Below are 14363 nucleotides of genomic sequence, written 5' to 3' on the forward strand. Positions count from 1 at the left end.
ACCAGCAGAAGGGTCCGCTCCCATGCCCGCTTCCGCCTTGACCGAGAGCGTCGGCACGGCCGTCACCGCCGGTACCGAGGCGCTCCTCGCCCACCGGCGCGACGACGGCGCCTTCGTCTTCGGCGCGCACCACGCCTCCCCGCTGAACACGGCCGGAGCCCTCACCGCACTGCACTTCGCCGATCCGGAGGGCTCGGGCGAGACCATCGAGCGCGGTGTCACCTGGCTGTGCGAGACCCAGCGGGACGACGGCGGCTGGGCCATGCGCGGGGTACCCACCGAGCCCCTCACCACCGCGCTCGCCGCCGCGGCACTCCATCTGCTCGCCCCCCGCCGTGCGGCGTCGGCCGTACACGCCGCACGGGCCCGGTTCGACGAGCTCGGCGGCTCCGGGGCCGTCCCGGAACCCGCGATGACCGCCCTCATCCGCCAGTTCCACACCTTCGCCGGACTGCCCCACGAGGGCGCCCAGCGACGGCTCCCCCTGGAGTTGCTGTTCTTCCCCGGCCTCAGCCGCCGCCTGCTGAGCCTGCGGCTGCCCATCTACGCGAGCCAGGCGCTCGCCCAGTCCGCACACCGCCACCGCGGCCCGGCCGGTCGCGCGCTGGACCGGCTGGCCCGGCCGAGGGCTCTGGCGATCATCCAGGACGCGTACGAACGCGAGGGCGCCACCGGCGGGTTCAGCACCGACCCCTGGCTCACCGGACTCATCTGCCTGGGCCTCGCCCGCTCCGGCCGGGCGCCCGACCTGGTCCGCGCGGCCGCCCGCTGGCTCCGCTCGGCGGCGAACCCCGACGGCTCCTGGGATCTGATGCCGCTCGATGTGACCTGGACGAACTTCGCCACCGCCGCGCTGATCGAGGCCGGTCACGCCGAGGACCCGCAGCTCATCGGCACCCGCGAGATGCTCCACCGCCACCAGCAGCCCGAGCCGTTCGACGCCCTCGGCTGCCCGGCCGGCTACTGGGGGTTCTCCAGCCCCCGCAGCTGGCCGATGGCCCTGGAGACGGCCGAGTCCAGCGCCATCCTGCTGAAGCTGCCCGGCGGCGCGGACGACCGCCATGTCCGCGCCGGGCTGGCGTGGCTGACCGCCACCCAGGACGCGGCCGGGTCCTGGAGCCTGGCCGTACGGAACAGCAAGCCCGGCGGCTTCGGGCCCTGCCCCCAGATGACCGCCAAGGTCGTGGGTGCCCTGCTCGACTCCGGGGCCGGGGCCGACGACCCGCGCGTGGCCAAGGCGGTGCGCTGGCTGCTCGGCCGGCAGCGCCCCGACGGATCGTTCGAGGCCATGTGGTACCGCGGCGGCACCCCCGGCACCGCCGCGGCGCTGGAGGCGCTCAGCCGGGCGGGCCGCACCGGGGAACACCACCGCGCGGCGGCCCGGGCCAGGGACTGGCTGCTGCGCACCCGGCACCCCGACGGCTCGTGGAGCACGGGTGAGGGCACCCGGCCGGGCACCGTCGAGGAGACCGCCTGGGCGCTGCGCGGGCTGCTCGCCTCCGGGCTGAGCCCCGCCGACCCGGCCCCCGCGGCGGCGGCCCGATGGCTCGTCGACGCCCAGCGGGCGGACGGCGGCTGGACCCCGGGCCCGGTCAACGAGTACGTCCGCGGCTGTGCCCGCTACGCCGACGACGGCATCGCGGCGGGCCTGGCGCTGCGGGCCCTCGCCCACTACCGCTCCGCGGAGGCCGTTCGCGCAGCCGGAACCGGAGAAGGAGGCCGAGGATGAGCCCCGATGTGCTCGTGTGCGGGGCGGGCGTCGGCGGTCTCGCCGCGGCCCGCGCGCTCGGCGGCCTCGGGCTGGACGTCCTGGTGGTCGACAAGCAGCCGAAGGTCCGTCCGATAGCCAAGGGAGAGGTGCTCCAGCCGGGTGCGCTGCGCCTCCTGCGCTCATGGGGCGTGGAGAAGCGGCTCGACGCGCAGGGTGCGGTCCGGCTCGGACGGCTGGTCGTCCGTGATCCGCGAGGCACCGCGCTGATGTCCCTCGACTACGGCCAACTGCCCGCCTCCGACCAGTGGTTGCTGGCCCATGACCACACCACCATCCTCGCCGCCCTGACCGAGAGCCTCGGGCCGGGTGTCCAACTGCGCCGTGGCGTCCGCGCGGAGGCGCCACTGCGCGACGACTCCGGCCGGATCACCGGACTGCGGCTGGCCGAGGGCGGCCGGGTCTACGAGCAGCGGGCGCCGCTCGTGGTCGCCGCCGACGGCATCTCCTCACGGCTGCGGTCCTGGGCGGGCATCGAGGCCAAGCGGGCCGACTATCCGCACCGGCTGGTCTCCTTCGACATCGGCGACCCCGAGGCGGCCGCGCGGGCCGACGACTTCTCCGCGTATGTCACCGACCGGGGGCTGCGGCTGCTCTATCCGCTGCCGGGCGGCCGGTTGCGGCTCTACCTCCAGGCCGGGCCCGATGAGCTGCGCGGTGTCACGGCACAGGGGGGACTGGCCGACTGGGCCGCCGGGGCGCTGTCCCAGGTGCCCGCCCTGGAGCCGCTGACCGCGTCCCTGCTCGCCCATCTCGACAGCCGCCAGACGCTGCCCGTCGGACGGCTGCTGTCGCCCCGGCTGTCCGGCCGCGGACTGGCGCTCGTCGGCGAGGCCGCGTACGCCGTCCATCCGATGGCGGCGCAGGGCATGAACACCGCCATCACCAGCGCCGGTGCCCTCGCCGAGCGGCTGTCGGGCCATCTGGAGCGAACGGGCGGGATGTCGGCCGCGGTGGTGGACGCCGCGCTGCGCGACTACCACGAGCGGCAGCTTCCCCTGCTCACCCAGGCGGCCAGGACCAGCGGCAACGCGGCGCGGATGGTCACCGATCTGTCGTGGCGCGGCCGGGTCCTGGGGCGCCGGGCCGTCCGTCACACCGGTGCCAACCCCCGGCTGCTGCACACCGTCACCCACAACATGTCGGGCCTCGGCCAGCGCCCGCTGACCCCTCTGGACCGGCTGCAGCAGCTCGGTCTCCTCCCCGATCCCCGCGCCCACCGAGTGCCGACCGCCCCGGCCGGCCGACCGCGACCCATGTGAGGACGGTTTACCGCATGTCCACTTCCGAATTGATGGTGACGCCCGTCTCCGGAGCACTCGGCGCGGAGATCCGCGGTGTCGATCTGACCGAGCTCACCGATGAACTCTTCGACCGGATCCACGAGTTGCTGCTCAAGCACCTCGTGGTCTTCTTCCCGGACCAGGAACACCTCACCCCCGAGGCGCATATCGCCCTGGGGCGGCGGCTGGGGGAGCTGGAGGTCCATCCGTTCCTGCCCAAGGTCGAGGGCCATCCCGAGATCGTCGTCCTGGACGCGGACCAGGGCGCCAAGGCCGACGAGTGGCATATCGACGTGACCTTCCAGCCCAATCCGCCGGTCGCCTCCATCCTCCATCTGCAGGTGTGTCCCGCCTCCGGCGGCGACACCATGTGGAGCAACCAGTACCTGGTCTACGAGACGCTCTCCGAGCCGATGCGCGAACTCCTCGACGGCCTCACCGCCGTCCATGTCCTCAACACACCGCAGACCGGCGAGCACTGGGCGGAACACCCGGTGGTGCGGATCCACCCCGAGACCGGCAGGCGCTCCCTGTACGTCACCCGCATGTGGACCTCGCACATCCCGCAGCTCAGCCGCCCGGAGAGCGACGCCCTGCTGCAGTACCTCTTCGAGCACTCCGAGTCGCCCCGGTTCAACTGCCGCTACCGCTGGCAGCCCGGCGCCGTCGCGATGTGGGACAACCGCGCCACCCAGCACCTGGCCGTCAACGACTACACCGAACCCCGCAGGGGCCAGCGGGTGACCGTCCTCGGCGACCAGCCCACCGGCGGCACCCCGCGCTGGAAGGAGTACCGGCCCGCGCCCGACGAGCGCTACTACCCGCGCCACGTCACGGCCCGCCACGGCTACCGGTGACAGCAGCGCGTCAGCGGCTCGGGCGTCGCCGCCGTACGGTGGCGACGACACCCGCGCCGAGCACCAGCACGGACGCACCACCGGCGAGCAGCACCGGAGTGCTGTCGCCGTCGTCCTCCTCGGACGTGGCGGAGGTGGCGGGGTCGGCGGAGGCGCCCCGGGACGGCGGGGCGGCGGCGCGGGACGGCGGGGCGGCGGCGCGGGACGGCGGGTTGGCGGCCTCCGACGAGGGAGCGTCCGGCGAGGGGGTCGCAGCGCCCAGCACCACATCAGAACAGGAGTAGTAGGTGTCCGGGGTGCTGGTGTTCCGCCAGATCGTATAGAGGAGCTGACGGCCGGTCCGGCCGGCGGGCAGCGTGGCCTTGATGCGGTACGCGTCGTCGACCAGCGCGGGGTCCTTGGCCGTGGCGAACGGCTTCGCCTCCAGGTCCGACCACTTCAGCGGCCGCGCGGGATCGTAGCCCTCCTTGGTGAGATACAGCTCGAAGGTCCCCGTGTGCGGGATCGTCGACCGGTAGGTGAGCGTGAGGTCGGCCCCGGCCGACAGCCGCGTCGACGGCCAGTCGGCGCGCGCCAGGTCCAGCCCCCGGTACGCCTCCAGGCCCCCGCTGCACAGCTTCCCGTCCGGGACCCGCTCCCGGTCCTCGCCCGCCACTCCCGCGATACGCAGGTTGTCCCAGTCCGCCGCCTCCGGACCGTTGGCGGCCTGAGCCGCCCGGCACGCCGCCGACCGCGCCGCGCCCCCGCCCTCGGGGGAGCAGGCGAACGTCCGGCTCACCGGGTCCGTCGGCGCCCCGTGCGCCTGGGCGGGCTGCGCGGCCAGCGCCGTGAACAGACAGGGGAGGGCCCCGAGAAGAGCGCCCACGGCGGCGGTGCGATACGAGGTCATCCGGTGCGGCCCTCCGACTCGGTGCGACGGGACGGGCGCGTCGCCCGTCCCGTCGAATACGGGAAGCCCGGATGGGGCGTTCAACGGCCGCCGGAAGCAGTCGTGCAATGCCGTACAACCATCCGCGACCGCGGCATGTCTCCCTAGGCAGACGCAAACAGCGCCTACGCCCATGAAGAATCATTAAGGGGGACAAATGAATCTTTCTCGCCGTATGGCCGCCACCGCGGTGCTCGCCACCGCCATCGCGGGCACCGTGGCCCTGACGCCGCAGGCATCGGCCGCCGCCACGGCCGCGTACAACGGGGTGTGCGGCAGCGGGTACAAGGTGGTGAACTCGGCGCCCATCGGCTCCAAGGGCACCGTCTTCCTCACCTACAACTCCGCCAAGGGCAAGAACTGCGTGGTCACCGTCCGGAACACCACGGGCACGGCGGTTCCGATGTTCGCCTACCTGTACGTTCAGGGCGCCGACGAGTCGGCCGAGGACGGCGGCGCGTACACCTCGTACGCGGGCCCGGTGTACGGCGACGGGCGCGGTAAGTGCGTGGACTGGGCCGGGGGCATCGAGAACCAGTCCACCTGGACGTACGGATCGAACTGCGGGTCCCTGAAGGCCCACCGCGTGACCAAGGGCTGGTAAGGCCCGAAAGCCACGCGTCGGCACGGCCGACGGGGGACAAACGGGGGAGCGGCGGCCACCTTCTCGTAAGGTGGCCGCCGCGATTGTCGTATGGACCTCTTGGCGCCTTTCCGCGGGCGTCGGCCGGCGCAGGGAGCAGCGGACCGCCCGCGTATTCGCTGTCTCCCGCGGTGTTCGTCCCGGTACCGTCACCTTCGTGACTCCAGTAGATCTCGCGGCCGTCATTTCCGATGGTGTGCACCAGGCCATCCAGTCCGGACGTATCTCGGGAGAGGCGCCGCGGGAGATCCACGGCGAAGGCCGAGGCCGCGGGCCCCGGATTCCTGAACATCACGTTGGAGAGCGCGGCGATCGGCTCCCTGGCACGCGACATCGTCCTGGCCGCTGACACCTATGGCCGTACGGACCGGCTCGGCGGCCTTCGGCTCAATCTGGAGATCGCCGCCGCGGTGCCGCGCCGGCACCCCGACGTCCTGGCGCTGCCGGAGTCCCAGGCCCTCGCCGCCTTCCGGGCGGTGGGCACGGCCCTGATGTTCGACGAGATCAAGACGTCGCTCGCCGCGTTCGGTACCCACTTCGACGTCTACTTCAACGAGAAGGACCTGCACGACCAGGGCGACCTGGAAGCCGCCGTCGCCCGCCTGCGGGAGGGCGGCCATGTCTTCGAGGACGAGGGCACGCCGCTCGGTACGCGCTCGCGCGGGCCGGCGTGGACGCGATGATCGACCTCGATATCGACCTGCTCACCCGGCAGTCGAACGACAACCCCGTCTACTCCGTCCAGTACGCGCACACCCGGCTGTGCGCCGACCGCACCCGGGCCCGGCTGTGGCTCACCGAGGCCAGCAGGCTGGTGCTGCGCAACGGGCTGCGGCTGCCCGGGGGCTCGGCGCCCGAACGGATGTGAGCACAGCCCCGGTCCGGACCGACACCTCGAACCGTCCCCCGTCGAAGACGAGCCACTACCGGCCGGGCGCACAGGAGAATTCGTGGAAGCCACCGACCCGCCGGTATGTCGATGGTGCAATAGCGGGGCAGGCTCTGGTATCAAACCTGGCCGTGGCCTCACGCTGCCGCGCCGAGCTGCGCATTGCCCGTCACAGGTGGAGGAACGTTCATGCACCCAGTCACCGGCTCCCGCGCTTCCGTCCCCGCCAAGGGCCGCCCGGCCCCCCGCCTCTCTGCCGACCAGGTGCGGACGCCGCCCCGGATGCCCGCCGCCCGTCCGCCGATCCGGTCGCGGGCCGATGCCGAGACCGTGGCGCTGCTCCACCGGGCCGCCCGGGTGCTCATGGAGGAGGTGCCCCGGCTGGCGGACCGTATCGTCGCGCTGATGAAGGAGCGGGAGCCCGCCTACCGCTCGCCCTCCCTCGACCCGCATGAGGTGTGGCGGGAGGTCCACGACTCGCTCAGCAACAATGTGCGCTCGCTGGTGCGCCCCAAGGAGACGCGCGAATCGGCCAGGTCGTGCGCGTGGCGGATCGGTACCGACCGGGCAGCCCAGGGCTTTCCGCTGGACGCGCTGCTGCACGCGTACCGCATCGGCTGCACCGTCGTATGGGAGCAGCTCCTGGAGACCGCCTCGAAGGAGGACCCGCTCGGCGCCCAGTCGCTGGTCCATGTCGCCGCCGACGTATGGAACTTCGTCGACGAGCACTGCACCCTCGTCGCCACGGCGTATCAGGAGGTCGAGCGGCAGCTCTCCTGGCACCGGGAGAACCGCTACCGGATCATCGTCGCGGCCCTGCTCGACGGCACCGCCCGGGTGAGCGACTTCCCCGAGGCGGAGGAGGTCCTCGGGCTGCCCGAGCGGGGCCGTTACGCGGTCGTGGCGCTGGAGGACGCCGACGCCTCGGCCCGGGCGGCGCATCCCGCCGCGGTGTGCGCGGGACTTCGCACGGTCTGGCATACGGCGGAGGGCACCGCCCACGCCATCGTGCTGCTCGGCGACGCCGGAGCGGAGGGGCTGATGCGCGGGCTGGAGGTGCCGCCCGGCGCACGGGCCGGGGTCAGCCCCGCCGTGTCCGGTCTCGCCGCGGTGAACACGGCCCGCCGGCTCGCCGATACGGCGCTGCGCACCCGACCGGCCGCCGGGGAGGCGGCGCTGCTGGACGAGCGTTATCCGGAGGCGCTGGTGGTGTCCTGCCCGGACCTCGGCGCCGCGCTCGCCGACCGGATGCTCGGACCGGTGCTGGCGCTGGAGTCAGCCGACCGGGAGATGCTGCTGACGACGCTGGCCGCCTGGCTGGAGGGCGGGGGGTCCGCGCGCCGCGCGGGCGAGCTGCTGTTCTGCCACCGCAACACGGTGCTCAACCGGCTCCGCCGCTATGAGCAGTTGACCGGGCGTTCGCTGGACCACCCCCGAGAGGTCATGGAGTTGTCGCTCGCGCTGTCCGCGCACCGGCTGCTGACGCCCTGAGAAGCGCCCTCGGCCTGAGGCGATGTGGGCGTGCACAACGGCCCTCGGCCAATCATGTGCACCCGTCACACGGTCCGCCGGTTGGACTGTACGCGACCGCGCTGACCTGCTGTCGTGGCGATTCCGCTCCTGTGACATGGGGCGGAACCCGCACAAGGAGCCGCGACATGCCCGACTACGACCAGCCCTGGCGCGCGTCCGTTTCGCCCGTCGAGCCCCGCACCACGCGCCGCACCGTCACCATGCCGCCCCGCCCCACGGCACCCCCTCCGCCGGCGCGGCGCACCCCGTGGCAGCGGCCGTGGCCCTGGCCGGCGCGGGCCGCCTGCACCGCGCTCGCCTGTCATGTGGCCGCCGTGGTGGTGAACTGTGCCGCCGAAGGCGTCGTCAACCTCGGCGCGGGCGGCGGGTTCACCGTGGGCGCCCTGCTGATCGGCCTGGACACGGCGGTGCTGCTCACCGTCCTGGCCCGGGCCCACCGCCGGTCCACCGATACGACGGGGGAGGGGCAGGGGTGAGCTTCCTCGATCCCAGAACGCTCGCGTTCGTGCTCTTCGCGGGCTTCATGGCCATCTCGTTCCTGCTGTGCATCCTCGCGGCCACCGGCAATGACGACCCCACCGAGTTCTACCTCGGCACCGGCTCGCTCAGCCCGATGCAGAACGGCCTGGCCATCGCGGGTGACTACATCTCCGCCGCCACCGTGCTCAGCACCACCGGCACCATCGCCCTGGCCGGCTTCGACGGGGTGCTCATCGCCTCGTCCACCGTGCTCTCCATCCTGCTGTTCATGCTGATCCTCTCCGGACCGCTGTGCGGACGGGGGCGGTTCACCCTCGGCGACGTCCTCTCCGAGCGGCTGAGCGAACGCCCCGCCCGCATCGGCACCGCCGTCGTGGTGCTGGTGGTCGTCATGCCGCTGCTGCTGGTCCAGCTCAACGGCGCCGGCGCCATGCTGGCGGTGCTGCTCGGCATCCCGGGCAGCGGCGCGGTCACCGGCTGCACCGTCTTCATCGGCTCGCTCATGGTCTGCTACGCCGCCCTCGGCGGGATGAAGGGCACCGGATTCATCCAGATCCTCAAGACGGTGCTGCTGCTCGCCGCGTTCGTCCTGCTGGCCGCTCTGGTGCTGAAGCGCTTCTCCTGGAACCCGTTCACCCTCTTCGACGCCGCGGCCGACGCCAGCGGCTACGGCGACGGCTTCTGGCAGTCCGGCCGCCAGTACGGCGACTCCCTCAGCGGCCGCCTGGATGTCATCAGCGTCCAGCTCACCCTCGCCGTCGGCGCGGCCTGCATGCCGCATCTCACCATGCGGCTCCACCCGATCCGCGGCATGCGGGCCGCCCGCGCCGCCACCACCTGGGCGGTGGGCGCGGTCACCACCATCCTCGGGCTGATCGTGATCGTGGGCGCCGGAGCCACCGCCGTCGTGGGCGCCCGCGCCCTGCGCGCCTCCGACCCCACCGGCAGCGACTCGCTGCTGCTGCTGACCCTCGCCCTGGACCCGGCGGCGCAGGAGGCCCACCGCAGCCTGCTCTTCTCCGTCGTGGCCTGTGCGGTCGTCGCCACCACCCTCGCGGCGGTCGCCGGACTCACCCTGGCCGCCGCGGCCTCCCTCGCCCATGACGTTCTGGCCAAGGTCGTCTTCAAGGGCGGGCTCTCGGCGAACCGGGAGCTGGCCGCCGCCCGTACGGCCATCGTGGTCGTCGGCGTCGTGGCCGTCGTCCTCGCCATCGTGACCCAGCACTGGAACCGGCAGGTCCTGATCTCCTTCACCTTCGCGGCCGCCGCCTCGGCCCTGCTGCCGATCGTTCTCTACGGCACCCTGTGGCGCGGCTTCACGGTGAACGGACTGCGCTGGGCGCTGTACGGAGGACTCCTCCTCACCGCCGTGACCATGGCCTTCTCCCCGGCGATCTCCGGCAACCCGCTCGCGGTCTTCCCCGAGCGCGACTTCCACTGGTTCCCGCTCCGCAACCCGGGCCTGATCACCATTCCCGCCGGGTTTCTGCTCGGCTGGCTCGGCTCCCGTACCGGACGGCGGGCCCGGCATGCTCAGGACCCCACGCGGGGGGACCTGCCGTACGCGATGCACACCGGCTGACCCGCCCGGTGCCGTCCCGGGTCCTTTACGGGGATTGGCGCCCGGCCTTGGCGCGCCGGTGGGCGGCCACCCGTTCACGGGTCGCGCACCGGCGTGAGCAGTAGCGGCGCTCCGGTCCGCCGCCCACGGTGAGGAAGACATCGCCGCAGCTGGGGGAGGAGCACAGACCGCCGGGCGGGCGCTGACCGTCCCAGATCAGCACGGTCAGCGCCATGCACGAGGAGGCGAGGAACCACTCGCCCCAGGGCGCCTCGTCATCGCTGTCCAGGTGCGGATGCCAGGGCGAACGGCCGCCGTGCGAGCTGAGCCGGAGCGGACCCGTGCTCTCCCGCAGCAGCCGGTTCAGCACTTCGGCGGCTTCGTCGACATGTGTGGCGGCGAACACCTCGCGCAGCCGCAGCGCGGCGGTGCGCATGCCCGCGACATCACCAGCGGTGAGCTCGACCGGGCCGGGCTCACCGTGGTCGAGCAGGATCCCGGCGATCGCGCGGGGATCCGGGCTCGGCTCCGCCGTCAGGGCGTTGACGAGGGCGGCGGTGCGCCGGGCGGTGTCCCGCACCGAAAGCCGGGTCGATCGGTCGTCGTTCGAGGGGGGCGACACGACGCCAATGTAACGCACCTGGCGAACATTTACGTTACCTCCGTAACGTGATCCGCATGCCAGGGCGTTACGGGATGGGTTGCTATCTGGGCGGGGCGGCCGCCGCCCGCGCGGGGGACGAGATGTCCGGGCCCGCGCTGCTGCTGGCCGGGCCGGTGCTCACCGGTTCGGCCTCCTCGGGCTCGTCGCTGCTGGCGGGCATCATGGTCGCGGCGGCGGTCGGCGGACCGCTCTTCGGGGTGCTGCTCGACCGCTCCGCCCGGCCGGGCCGGCTGCTGGCCGCGGCACTCGCCCTCTACGCGGTGGCGCTGACCGCGATCCTCCTGGGCCTGGGGCGGCTGCCGTTCGCCCTCACGGTTCTTCTCGCGGTGGGCGCGGGGCTGCTGGGACCGGGCCTGTCCGGCGGATGGACCTCCCAGCTGCCGCGGGTGGCACCACCGCGGGCCCTGCCCCGGGCCACCGCGCTCGACGCGATGACCTTCAGCCTCGCGGCGCTGGTGGGGCCGGCACTCGCCGGGACCGTCGCGGGGGCGGCAGGGGCGCCCGCCGCCGCGGCGGTGTCCATCGCCCTGATCGGCCTGGCGCTGCCCGCCGCCTGGGCGCTCCCCGCGCCTCCGCGGCCCGGCCCGGTCCGGCCACCGGCCACCTCGGTTGTCGCCGATCTCACCGCCGGACTACGTGCCATCGTCCGCAACCGGCCCCTGGCCCGTGCCACCGCCACCTCCGTCGTCTCCTGCGTCGGCCAGGGCGCGCTGCTCACCTGCTGTCCGCTCCTCGGTGCGGCCGTGCTCGGCGGCGCCGACCGCGGCGCCCTGCTGCTGTCCGCCACCGCCGCGTCCGCCCTTGTGGCCAACGCGGTTCTCGCCCGCCGCCCCCGTCCGCCGCGTCCGGACACCGTGCTCCTCGGGGGCGCCCTGCTGCTCGTCCTCGCGCCCCTGCTCGCGGCCACCGGGCACCCGGTCGCGCTGATCGCCGCCGTGCTGCTCGCCGGCGCCGCCGAGGGCCCCCAGCTCACGGCCCTGTTCGCGGTGCGCCACCGGGAGGCGCCCGAGCGGCTGCGCGGCCAGGTCTTCATCACCGGCGCCAGCCTGAAGATCACCGGCTTCGCGGTGGGCGCTGCCTTGGCCGGTCCGCTCGCCACCTGGTCGCTGCCGGGCGCCCTGGTGGCCGCAGGGGGGTGCGAGGCACTCGCGGCTCTGGTGTTCGTATGCTTGCCGGACGATACGGAGGCTGTCGTTCCGGATCTGCCCCCGGGGGCTGTGTGACAGAGGCATGTCAGGCATGATGACCTGCATGGAAGACCTGAAAGACCTGCTGCCCGTCGAAGCCGTCCGGCTCGACGTCCGGGCGGCCGACTGGCGTGAGGCGATAGGCGCGGCCGGCCGGCTCATGGGGGAAACCGGCGCCACCACCGACGAGTACACCGGCGAGATGATCGCCAACGTCGAGGAGAACGGGCCGTACATCGTCATCGCCCCGGGGGTGGCGTTCGCCCACTCCCGACCGTCCCCGGCGGTGCGCAGGACCGGGATGTCCTGGGTCCGGCTCGCCGAGCCCGTGGAATTCGGGCATGAGTCCAACGACCCCGTCACCCTCGTCGTCGCCCTGGCCGCCCAGGACTCCGCCGCGCACACCTCGGCGATGGGGAGCCTGGCGCGGCTTCTGGGAGACCCCGACACCGCGGCCGCCCTGGCGCAGGCGCCCACCCCGGAGGCGCTGCACGCCCTGCTGGCGGGGAGCGGCCCGAGGACGGCTCCGAGAAGTCCGGGCCGTCCGCCGCCCCCGAGCCGTCCACCGCTGCTGAACCGTCCGCCGCCCCCGAGCCGTCCGCCGCCTCCGCGCCCCGAGCGGTCTCGCTGCACAAGATCCTCACGGTCTGCGGCAACGGCGTGGGCACCAGCCTGTTCCTCAAGAACACCCTGGAACAGGTGCTGGACCGCTGGGGGTGGTCCAGGTTCGTCACCGTGGAGGCCACGGACACCATCTCCGCGAAGGGCAAGGCGTCCGAGGCCGTGGCCCTGCTCACCTCCCGTGAGATCGCCAGGACCCTCGGGGATGTGGGACGGCCCGTGAAGGTCGTCCAGGACTTCACCAGCACCGCCGAGGTGGACGCGGTGCTCCGGGACACGTACGACGTCTGAACGACGGGGACAGAGGAAGCACCATGGGCTGGTTTGTCACCCTTGCCACGTTTCTCGTCAATGAGATTCTGAGCGAGCCCGCGTATCTGATCGGCATCATCACCGCCGTCGGACTCATCGCGATGAAGAAGAGCACCGGGCAGATCATCGGCGGCGCCATCAAGGCGACCCTCGGCTTTCTGCTGATCGGCGCGGGAGCGGGACTGGTCACCGCCTCCCTCGACCCGCTGGGGACCATGATCCAGGGTGTCACCGGCGCCCACGGCGTCATCCCCACCAACGAGGCCATCGTCGGCATCGCCCAGGACCAGTTCGGCTCACGGGTCGCCTGGCTGATGATCCTGGGCTTCGTGGTCAGCCTGCTGCTGGCCCGGTTCACTCCGCTCCGCTATGTCTTCCTGACCGGGCACCACATGCTCTTCATGGCCACGCTGCTGACCGTGGTCCTGGCCAACGGCGGCCGCTCGACCGTCGCCGTGGTGGCCGTCGGCGGTGTGCTGCTGGGCATCATGCTGGTCGCGATGCCCGCCTTCGCCCACCCCTGGACCAAGCGCGTCACCGGCAGCGACACCGTCGCCATCGGCCACTTCGGCACGGCCGGATACATCGTGGCGGGCGCGACCGGACGGGTGGTCGGCAAGCGCAGCCGCTCCACCGAGGAGATGAAGCTCCCCGAGGGGCTGCGGTTCCTGCGCGACTCGATGGTGGCCACCGCCCTGTCGATGCTGCTGATCTACCTGGTCATGGCCGTCCTCCTGCTCGTCAAGGAGGGGCAGGAGACCGCCTTCAAGGCGTTCGCCACGGGCACCGGCACGGTGGCCACCGGCACCGGGAACTACCTGATGCAGTCCGTGATGCAGGGGCTGCAGTTCGGCATCGCGGTCGCGGTGATCCTCTTCGGTGTCCGTACGATCCTCGGCGAGCTCGTCCCCGCCTTCCAGGGGATCGCGCAGAAGGTCGTCCCCGGCGCCCTGCCCGCGCTGGACGCGCCCATCGTCTTCCCGTACGCGCAGAACGCGGTGCTGATCGGCTTCATCTCCAGCTTCACCGGCGGCCTGATCGGCCTGGCCCTGCTCACCTGGATCTTCAACCCGGCCTTCGGCCTCGCCCTGGTGCTGCCCGGTCTGGTGCCGCACTTCTTCACCGGCGGCGCGGCCGGGGTCTACGGCAACGCGACCGGCGGCCGGCGCGGCGCGGTCGTGGGGGCGTTCCTCAACGGGCTGCTCATCACCTTCCTCCCCGCCCTGCTGCTCAAGGTGCTCGGCGCGTTCGGCGATCAGAACACCACCTTCGGCGACGCCGACTTCGGCTGGTTCGGCGCGCTCATCGGCAACGCGGGCAAGGCCGGGGGCGCCGCCGGACTCGTCATCATCGTGCTGCTCGGCCTCGCCGTCCTCGGGGCGCGATCCTGGTGCAGAAGCGGGTGGTCGACACCGGCTGGGACCCGGGCGCGGCGCGCGACGCCCTGATGCCGCGCGAGAGCGTGGCGGCGCCCGCCGAGGCGGGTACCACCACGGCCGCGTACGCCAAGATCCCGCCGCCCGCGGGCGCTCCCGCGCCCCCGCCCGCCGCCTGAGTCAGTGGGCGCCCCGGTGGTCCTGTCCCGTCCCGAGCCCTCGGCCCGGGACGGGACAGGCCAGGGCCACCGGCGCGAGGAG

General features: G+C 73.0%; 13 protein-coding genes and 2 pseudogenes. 13 read left to right on the forward strand and 2 right to left on the reverse strand.

All coding sequences use genetic code 11. The features are described 5' to 3' along the window. Positions 1-22: 22 nt before the first annotated feature. Genes BLV72_RS44435 through BLV72_RS44445 form a run of 3 tightly spaced genes read left to right on the forward strand, consistent with a single transcriptional unit; the run spans position 23 to position 3908 of the window. A complete protein-coding gene (locus BLV72_RS44435; protein WP_093469601.1) occupies positions 23-1729 on the forward strand; it encodes a prenyltransferase/squalene oxidase repeat-containing protein in 1707 nt (568 codons plus the stop codon). Continuing rightward, entirely contained in the window at positions 1726-3030 is a 1305-nt protein-coding gene (locus BLV72_RS44440; protein ID WP_093469603.1) for an FAD-dependent oxidoreductase, read from the forward strand. Before BLV72_RS44435 ends, BLV72_RS44440 begins: the two co-directional genes overlap by 4 nt. 14 nt (positions 3031-3044) lie before the next feature. Then, positions 3045-3908, forward strand: a complete 864-nt coding sequence (locus BLV72_RS44445) for a TauD/TfdA dioxygenase family protein (RefSeq protein WP_093469604.1) — start codon at positions 3045-3047, stop codon at positions 3906-3908. Between the two features lie 10 nt (positions 3909-3918). Here BLV72_RS44445 and BLV72_RS44450 read toward each other — a convergent pair whose 3' ends face one another. Next, positions 3919-4797, reverse strand: a complete 879-nt coding sequence (locus BLV72_RS44450) for a lytic polysaccharide monooxygenase auxiliary activity family 9 protein (RefSeq protein ID WP_093469606.1) — start codon at positions 4795-4797, stop codon at positions 3919-3921. Positions 4798-5011: 214 nt separating this feature from the next. Between BLV72_RS44450 and BLV72_RS44455 the strand changes: the two genes are divergently transcribed. From BLV72_RS44455 to BLV72_RS44475, 6 genes are all read left to right on the forward strand, one after another. Further along, complete coding sequence (locus tag BLV72_RS44455; RefSeq protein ID WP_425288569.1) at positions 5012-5440, forward strand: spore-associated protein A; 429 nt, start codon at positions 5012-5014, stop codon at positions 5438-5440. 335 nt (positions 5441-5775) lie between these two features. After that, positions 5776-6162, forward strand: a complete 387-nt coding sequence (locus BLV72_RS49115) for a hypothetical protein (protein ID WP_208905940.1) — start codon at positions 5776-5778, stop codon at positions 6160-6162. Then, the gene (locus tag BLV72_RS49120) at positions 6159-6347 is read left to right on the forward strand and encodes a hypothetical protein (RefSeq protein WP_208905941.1); all 189 of its coding nucleotides are present in this window, start codon (positions 6159-6161) and stop codon (positions 6345-6347) included. The genes BLV72_RS49115 and BLV72_RS49120 overlap by 4 nt, the downstream gene beginning before the upstream one ends. Before the next feature lie 210 nt (positions 6348-6557). Further along, entirely contained in the window at positions 6558-7859 is a 1302-nt protein-coding gene (locus BLV72_RS44465; RefSeq protein ID WP_093469609.1) for a PucR family transcriptional regulator, read from the forward strand. 167 nt (positions 7860-8026) lie between these two features. Then, entirely contained in the window at positions 8027-8377 is a 351-nt protein-coding gene (locus BLV72_RS44470) for a hypothetical protein (RefSeq protein WP_093469610.1), read from the forward strand. Next, entirely contained in the window at positions 8374-9963 is a 1590-nt protein-coding gene (locus BLV72_RS44475; RefSeq protein ID WP_093469612.1) for a sodium/solute symporter, read from the forward strand. Before BLV72_RS44470 ends, BLV72_RS44475 begins: the two co-directional genes overlap by 4 nt. Before the next feature lie 25 nt (positions 9964-9988). Here BLV72_RS44475 and BLV72_RS44480 read toward each other — a convergent pair whose 3' ends face one another. Then, positions 9989-10564 carry a CGNR zinc finger domain-containing protein gene (locus BLV72_RS44480; RefSeq protein WP_093469613.1) on the reverse strand — a complete coding sequence of 192 codons (576 nt, stop codon included), beginning with the start codon at positions 10562-10564 and terminating at the stop codon, positions 9989-9991. A gap of 56 nt (positions 10565-10620) precedes the next feature. On the opposite strand from BLV72_RS44480, the gene BLV72_RS44485 reads away from it, so the two are divergent. From BLV72_RS44485 to BLV72_RS44495, 4 genes and pseudogenes are all read left to right on the forward strand, one after another. After that, positions 10621-11829 carry an MFS transporter gene (locus tag BLV72_RS44485; RefSeq protein WP_167746534.1) on the forward strand — a complete coding sequence of 403 codons (1209 nt, stop codon included), beginning with the start codon at positions 10621-10623 and terminating at the stop codon, positions 11827-11829. Positions 11830-11857: 28 nt separating this feature from the next. Then, a pseudogene (locus tag BLV72_RS52385) lies at positions 11858-12238 on the forward strand (PTS sugar transporter subunit IIA); the annotation flags it as partial. Positions 12239-12453: 215 nt separating this feature from the next. Next, positions 12454-12705, forward strand: a complete 252-nt coding sequence (locus BLV72_RS52390) for a PTS sugar transporter subunit IIB (protein ID WP_425288495.1) — start codon at positions 12454-12456, stop codon at positions 12703-12705. 23 nt (positions 12706-12728) lie between these two features. Beyond that, positions 12729-14281, forward strand: a pseudogene (locus tag BLV72_RS44495) (PTS ascorbate transporter subunit IIC). Positions 14282-14363: the final 82 nt, after the last annotated feature.

Origin of the sequence: Streptomyces melanosporofaciens, from assembly GCF_900105695.1 — a bacterium.
Taxonomy (GTDB): domain Bacteria; phylum Actinomycetota; class Actinomycetes; order Streptomycetales; family Streptomycetaceae; genus Streptomyces; species Streptomyces antimycoticus.

Excerpts from the sequence above, each read along its gene's own strand:
- BLV72_RS44435 (WP_093469601.1), top strand. The coding sequence starts at position 23 with ATGCCCGCTTCCGCCTTGACCGAGAGCGTCGGCACGGCCGTCACCGCC.
- BLV72_RS44440 (WP_093469603.1), top strand. The coding sequence starts at position 1,726 with ATGAGCCCCGATGTGCTCGTGTGCGGGGCGGGCGTCGGCGGTCTCGCC.
- BLV72_RS44445 (WP_093469604.1), top strand. The coding sequence starts at position 3,045 with ATGTCCACTTCCGAATTGATGGTGACGCCCGTCTCCGGAGCACTCGGC.
- BLV72_RS44450 (WP_093469606.1), bottom strand. The coding sequence starts at position 4,797 with ATGACCTCGTATCGCACCGCCGCCGTGGGCGCTCTTCTCGGGGCCCTC.
- BLV72_RS44455 (WP_425288569.1), top strand. The coding sequence starts at position 5,012 with ATGGCCGCCACCGCGGTGCTCGCCACCGCCATCGCGGGCACCGTGGCC.
- BLV72_RS49120 (WP_208905941.1), top strand. The coding sequence starts at position 6,159 with ATGATCGACCTCGATATCGACCTGCTCACCCGGCAGTCGAACGACAAC.
- BLV72_RS44465 (WP_093469609.1), top strand. The coding sequence starts at position 6,558 with ATGCACCCAGTCACCGGCTCCCGCGCTTCCGTCCCCGCCAAGGGCCGC.
- BLV72_RS44470 (WP_093469610.1), top strand. The coding sequence starts at position 8,027 with ATGCCCGACTACGACCAGCCCTGGCGCGCGTCCGTTTCGCCCGTCGAG.
- BLV72_RS44485 (WP_167746534.1), top strand. The coding sequence starts at position 10,621 with ATGCCAGGGCGTTACGGGATGGGTTGCTATCTGGGCGGGGCGGCCGCC.